The organism is Mesorhizobium sp. M7A.F.Ca.CA.002.05.1.1 (assembly GCF_003998335.1).
GTDB lineage: Bacteria > Pseudomonadota > Alphaproteobacteria > Rhizobiales > Rhizobiaceae > Mesorhizobium.
This window is the reverse complement of sequence record NZ_RZQI01000297.1, coordinates 1-6,437: the sequence shown is the minus strand read 5'-3', so window position 1 is coordinate 6,437 and position 6,437 is coordinate 1. Positions and strand designations below refer to the sequence as shown.

Here is a 6,437-nt window from a genome sequence, read left to right as displayed (position 1 = left end):
CGGCGCGTCTCTGGCCGACGCGATCGTCGCCCATCGCGATGCGACCGGGCCCTTCGCCAGCCGGAAAGATCTGCTCAAGGTGCCGCGGCTCGGACCTCGGGCCTTCGAACAATCCGCCGGTTTCCTGCGCATCGCCAATGGCAGCGAACCGCTCGATGCCTCCTCTGTGCATCCGGAAGCTTACGGCGTGGCGAAGAAGATCGTCGCCGCCTGCGGGCGCGATGTGCGGTCGTTGATGGGCGATAGTGCCGCGCTGAAGGCACTCGACCCGCGCGTCTTCGTCGACGAGCGTTTCGGCCTGCCGACGGTGCGCGACATCCTGGCGGAGCTGGAAAAACCGGGCCGCGACCCGCGCCCGGGCTTCAAGACGGCGACCTTCGCCGACGGCATCGACGACATCAAGGATCTGAAGCCCGGCATGCTGCTCGAAGGCACGGTCACCAATGTGGCCGCCTTCGGCGCCTTTGTCGATATCGGAGTGCATCAGGACGGGCTGGTGCATGTCTCGCAACTGGCCGACCGGTTCATCAAGGACGCGCATGAGGTGGTCAAGGCCGGCGATGTGGTCAAGGTGCGGGTCGTCGACGTCGACATCAAGCGCAAGCGCATCGCGCTTTCCATGCGCAAGGATGGCGGCGAGGGTGGCGCACCGCGTGGCGGGCCACGCGACAATGGTGGCGGCAGGCCGGCACCACGTTCGCCGGCACCGCAGCAACGCCAGCCGGAGCGGCCGGCACAGCAAGGCGCATTCGGTGCTGCCTTGGCGGATGCGCTGAAGCGGAAGTAGCTACCACGCCAGAACGGCCGGCTCCTTCTCGACCTGGCCCAGCAGCCAGTCGCGAAAACTGGCGACTGGCGGATGGCCTCGCTTGTCGTGTGGGACGACGAGATAGTAGGCGCTGCGGCTTTGCATGGGCCGGCCTGGCGCCGGCACCAGCTGGCCGCGCTGCAATTCACCTGCAATGAGGATCAGCGGCAGCAGCGCCACGCCGAGCCCCGCCATGCAGGCCTGGGCGGCGGTGCCGAACTGCTCGAACTGCATGCCGGGCCCGGTCGGCGCGCTCAGGCCCTGATGCTCGAACCATTCGGTCCAGGCGCCAGGACGCGTCGCCATGTGCAGCAGCGGCAGGCGGCCGATATCGGCCGGTGAGGCGATGGCGCGGCCGGCGAGGAATTCGGGCGACACGACCGGCGCCACGGTTTCGCGCACCAACAGTGTCGAGTCGGCCTCAGGCCAGTCCGGCAGGCCATAGTGGATGGCGGCATCCAGCCTCTCCCTGGCAAAGTCGAAGCGGCCGACGCGAGTGACGAAATTGATGGTGATATCGGGATTGCTTTCGACGAAATCGGGGATCATCGGCATCAGCCAGCGCGTGCCGAAGGTCGGCAGAATGGCAAGGTTCAGGATGCCGCTATGCCGATTGCTCATCAATCCAAGGGCTGCGTCACGCAACTGGCCAAGTGCCGAACGCACCGCCTCGGCGTAGATTTCGCCCGATGTCGACAGCCTGACATTGCGGCTGTCGCGTTCGAACAGCCGGCGGCCGAATTGGTCTTCAAGCGATCTGATCTGCCGGCTGACTGCGCCCTGGGTCAAATCGAGCTCCTGGGCGGCAGCGGTGAAACTGCCCAGCCGGGCCACAGCCTCGAAGGCGGCAAGGGCGCTTATGTTGGGCAAAAGGCGGCGTTGGACACTCATGACCCATTCCTAGAGCTCATTGATCGGTGAATCAATTTCGTTTGATTTTTTCGAGGCGCAGGCCGATAGAACGGGCCAACATTTTGCTTCATGCATGTCATCGTTTTGAGCGACATGCATTGGTTTGGGAGAAACGCGATGGCCGCCGACAAGAACGCATTCGTCTGGGAAGATCCGTTCCTGATCGAGGGCCAGCTTTCGGAAGACGAGCGCATGGTGCGCGACGGCGCGGCCGCCTTCGCCGCCGACAGACTGGCGCCGCGGATCGAGGACGCCTACCTCAACGAAACTTTCGATGCCGCGATCTTCCGCGAAATGGGCGAGGCCGGCCTGCTCGGCATCAACATCCCCGAGGAATTCGGCGGGCTTGGCGCGAACTACGTCACCTATGGGCTGGTCGCGCGGGAAGTCGAACGTGTCGACTCGGGTTATCGCTCGATGATGTCAGTGCAGTCGTCGCTGGTGATGTACCCGATCTACGCCTATGGCTCGGACGAACAGCGCAGGAAGTACCTGCCCAAGCTTGCCAGCGGCGAGTGGATCGGCTGTTTTGGCCTGACCGAGCCGGATGCCGGCTCCGACCCGGGCGGCATGAAGACACGCGCCGAGAGGACAGCCAACGGCTACAAGCTGTCCGGTTCGAAGATGTGGATTTCCAACGCGCCGGTCGCCGACGTGTTCGTCGTCTGGGCGAAGCTGAAGGGCGAGAACGGCAAGGACGAGATCCGTGGCTTCGTGCTGGAAAAGGGCATGAAGGGGCTTTCGGCGCCGAAGATCGGCGGCAAGCTGTCGCTGAGGGCGTCGATCACCGGCGAGGTGGTGATGGAAGGCGTCGAGGTCGGCGAAGACGCGCTGCTGCCCAACGCAAAAGGCCTTGGCGGACCGTTCGGCTGCCTCAACCGGGCTCGCTTCGGCATTTCCTGGGGCTCGATGGGCGCCGCCGAGGATTGCTGGCACCGCGCCCGCCAATACGGTCTCGATCGCAAGCAGTTCGGCAAGCCGCTGGCCGGCACGCAGCTCTACCAGAAGAAGCTGGCGGATATGCAGACCGAGATCGCGCTTGGGCTGCAGGCATCCTTGCGCGTCGGGCGACTGCTGGATGAAGGCAAGATGGCGCCGGAAATGATCTCGATCGTCAAGCGCAACAATTGCGGCAAGGCGCTCGACATCGCCCGCCAGGCCCGCGACATGCATGGCGGCAACGGTATCCAGATCGGCTACCACGTCATGCGCCACGCGCAGAATCTGGAGACGGTCAACACCTATGAAGGCACGCATGACGTGCATGCGCTGATCCTGGGACGGGCGCAGACGGGGATACAGGCGTTTTTCTGAGCCGGCAACCGTTGCTTAAATTAGGTGCACCGCAACATCTCTGCTTGGAGAATGGTCGCCAGATGTATCAGGGTTCAGCGAAATCGTTTGAAACGCTGAATTCCGGGGCTCCATGGCAATTCTGGCAGCTGTCTACCACCTGACCCACTACAAGTACGACCGGCCGGTGGTTCTCGGGCCCCAGATCATCAGGCTGCAGCCGGCGCCGCATTCCCGCACCAAGGTGCTGAGCCATTCGCTCAAGGTCGAGCCGGCCAACCACTTCGTCAATCTGCAGCAGGACCCCTACGGCAACTTCCTAGCCCGCTTCGTGTTTCCGGAGCCGGTGACGGAGTTGAAGATCGAGGTCGACCTCGTCGCCGACATGACGGTCTACAATCCGTTCGATTTCTTCGTCGAGCCGTCGGCCGAGGCGTTTCCATTCGAGTATCCGGAAGAAATCCGCGACGATCTCGCCATCTATCGCACGCCGGAACCGGCGGGACCGCTGCTGTCGGCGCTGCTGAACACCATTGATCGCAGCGCTCCCAATACCGTCAATTTCCTCGTCGACCTCAATGCTCGGCTGCAGCGCGAGATCGCCTATATCGTGCGGATGGAAACCGGCGTGTTCTCGCCGGAAGAGACCTTGGCCGCGAAAAAAGGGTCGTGCCGGGATTCGAGCTGGCTGCTGGTGCAGATCCTACGCAACCTCGGCATCGCCGCGCGCTTCGTTTCCGGCTACCTGGTCCAGCTGAAGCCCGATCTGGTAGCACTCGACGGTCCGCCGGGAACGGCGATAGACTTCACCGATCTGCATGCCTGGTGCGAGGTGTATCTTCCCGGCGCCGGCTGGATCGGCTTCGATCCGACCTCTGGCCTGCTCACCGGCGAAAGCCATGTGCCGCTGGCGGCGACGCCGCATTTCCGCAACGCGGCTCCCATTTCCGGCTTGGCAAGCTTCGCCAATGTCGAATTCGGCTTCGAGATGCGGGTCGACCGCATCGCCGAACATCCGCGCATCACCAAGCCGTTCTCGGACGAAAGCTGGCAGGCTCTCGATGCGTTGGGCAACAAGGTCGATGCCGCTCTCGCGGCCGGGGACGTGCGGCTCACCATGGGCGGCGAGCCGACCTTCGTGTCGATCGACGATTTCGAGTCGGCCGAGTGGAACACCGCCGCCGTCGGTCCCACCAAGCGCGAAAAGGCGGACGAACTGATCCGTAAACTGCGCGAGCGCTTCGCGCCCGGCGGCTTTCTCCACTACGGCCAGGGCAAATGGTATCCGGGCGAAAGCCTGCCGCGCTGGACCTTTTCGCTCTACTGGCGTGCCGACGGCCAGCCAGTGTGGAGCGATCCGTCCCTGATCGCACGCGAAAAGAGCGAGGCCGATATCGGCCCGAAGCAGGCCGAAAGCCTGCTCACCGCGATTGCCGGCGAACTCGGCATCGACAAGACCATGGTCAGCGAAGCCTATGAGGATCCGGCCGAATGGCTGCTCAAGGAAGGCAAGCTGCCCGACAATGTCGATCCGTCCAACTCCAGGCTGGAGGACCCGGAAGAACGCAGCCGCATGGCGAAAGTGTTCGAACGCGGGCTGACCAAGCCGTCCGGCTATGTGCTGCCGGTGCAGCGCTGGAATAGCCAGGCATCGGATCCGCGCTGGCGCTCGGAAAAATGGAAGACGCGGCGCGGCCGGCTGTTCCTGGTACCCGGCGACTCACCCGTCGGCTACCGCCTGCCACTCGGCACGTTGCCCTATGTGCCGCCGGAGCAATTCCCCTACATCGTGCCGGTCGATCCGTCGCTGCCACGCGGACCGCTGCCCACGCGTGAAGCCATCCTGTCCTCGGCGGCTCCGGCTGAACTGGAAGGCGCCGACGAGATGGCGCGCCGCCAGCAAGCGGCATCGTTCACCGCTGCGACCGGCCAGCAGGACCGGGTCGAACAAGAGATCACCGAGATCGGCGGCGCGGTGCGCACCGCGCTTTCGGTCGAGCCGCGCGATGGGCGGCTTTGCGTGTTCATGCCGCCGGTCGAGGCGCTGGAAGACTATCTCGAACTGGTCGCTGCGGCCGAGAACGCGGCGAAGGCGATCGGCCTTCCCGTGCATATCGAGGGCTACGGCCCGCCTCACGATCCGCGCCTCAACGTCATCCGCGTCGCGCCTGATCCCGGCGTCATCGAGGTCAACATCCATCCTGCTTCCAACTGGCAGGATTGCGTGGCGACGACGACGGCGATCTATGAGGAAGCGCGGCAGACACGGCTTGGCGCCGACAAGTTCATGATTGACGGCCGCCACACCGGCACCGGCGGCGGCAACCATGTCGTGGTCGGCGGTGCGACACCCAATGACAGCCCCTTCCTGCGAAGGCCGGACCTGCTGAAGAGCCTGGTGCTGCAATGGCAGCGCCATCCGTCGCTGTCCTATCTGTTCTCCGGCCTGTTCATCGGGCCGACCAGCCAGGCGCCACGCTTCGACGAGGCGCGTCACGACTCGCTCTACGAGCTTGAGATCGCGATGGCGCAGGTACCGCATCCGGACCGGGGCAACGCACCCTTGCCATGGCTGGTCGACCGGCTGTTCCGCAATTTGTTGACCGACGTCACCGGCAATACGCATCGTTCGGAAATCTGCATCGACAAACTGTTTTCGCCGGACGGACCGACCGGTCGGCTGGGACTGGTCGAATTCCGCGGCTTCGAGATGCCGCCCAATGCACGCATGAGCCTCGCGCAGCAACTGCTTGTCAGGGCGATCATTGCCCGTGCCTGGAAGAGCCCGCTCGATGGCCGCTTCGTGCGCTGGGGCACCTCACTGCACGATCGTTTCATGCTGCCGCATTATGTCTGGGCCGATTTCCTCGACGTGCTCGACGACCTCAAGCTCAACGGCTTCGAATTCAGGCCCGAATGGTTCGACGCCCAGCTCGAATTCCGCTTCCCCTTCTGCGGTCAGGTTCAGCATGCCGGCATCAAGCTGGAACTGCGGCAGGCGCTCGAACCCTGGCATGTCATGGGCGAGCAAGGCGCGATCGGCGGCACCGTGCGTTTCGTCGATTCCTCGGTCGAACGGCTGCAGGTCAAGACCGAAGGGTTGAATCCGGAGCGCCACGCGATCGTCTGCAACGGCCGTATCGTGCCGATGAAGGTGACGGACAACAGAGAGGTCGCGGTGGCGGGCGTCCGCTTCAAGGCCTGGCAGCCGGCATCGGGCCTGCATCCGGCGCTGCCGGTCAACACGCCGCTGGTCTTCGACATCTATGACCGCTGGTCGGGACGTGCGGTCGGCGGCTGCGTCTACCATGTCGCCCATCCCGGCGGGCGCAATTACGACACCTTTCCGGTCAATGGCAACGAGGCGGAAGCTCGGCGGCTCGCCCGCTTCGAACCGCGCGGTCATACGCCATCCGCCTATGTG

The 6,437-nt window shown here is 64.3% G+C and carries 4 protein-coding genes; 3 read left to right on the top strand and 1 reads right to left on the bottom strand.

Annotation, left to right across the window (positions count from 1 at the left end; genetic code table 11):
• The coding region (locus EN939_RS16615) for a S1 RNA-binding domain-containing protein (protein WP_127268851.1) at window positions 1-787 on the top strand (787 nt) is incomplete at its 5' end.
• Here the strand turns inward: EN939_RS16615 and EN939_RS16610 are convergent.
• Window positions 788-1,699: a LysR family transcriptional regulator gene (locus EN939_RS16610; protein ID WP_127268850.1), complete on the bottom strand. Its 912-nt coding sequence runs from the start codon at window positions 1,697-1,699 to the stop codon at window positions 788-790.
• 138 nt (window positions 1,700-1,837) lie between these two features.
• On the opposite strand from EN939_RS16610, the gene EN939_RS16605 reads away from it, so the two are divergent.
• Both EN939_RS16605 and EN939_RS16600 read left to right on the top strand, forming a co-directional pair.
• Window positions 1,838-3,034, top strand: a complete 1,197-nt coding sequence (locus tag EN939_RS16605; protein ID WP_127268849.1) for an acyl-CoA dehydrogenase — start codon at window positions 1,838-1,840, stop codon at window positions 3,032-3,034.
• 112 nt (window positions 3,035-3,146) lie between these two features.
• On the top strand, window positions 3,147-6,437 hold a 3,291-nt coding region (locus EN939_RS16600; RefSeq protein WP_164751031.1), incomplete at its 3' end, for a transglutaminase family protein.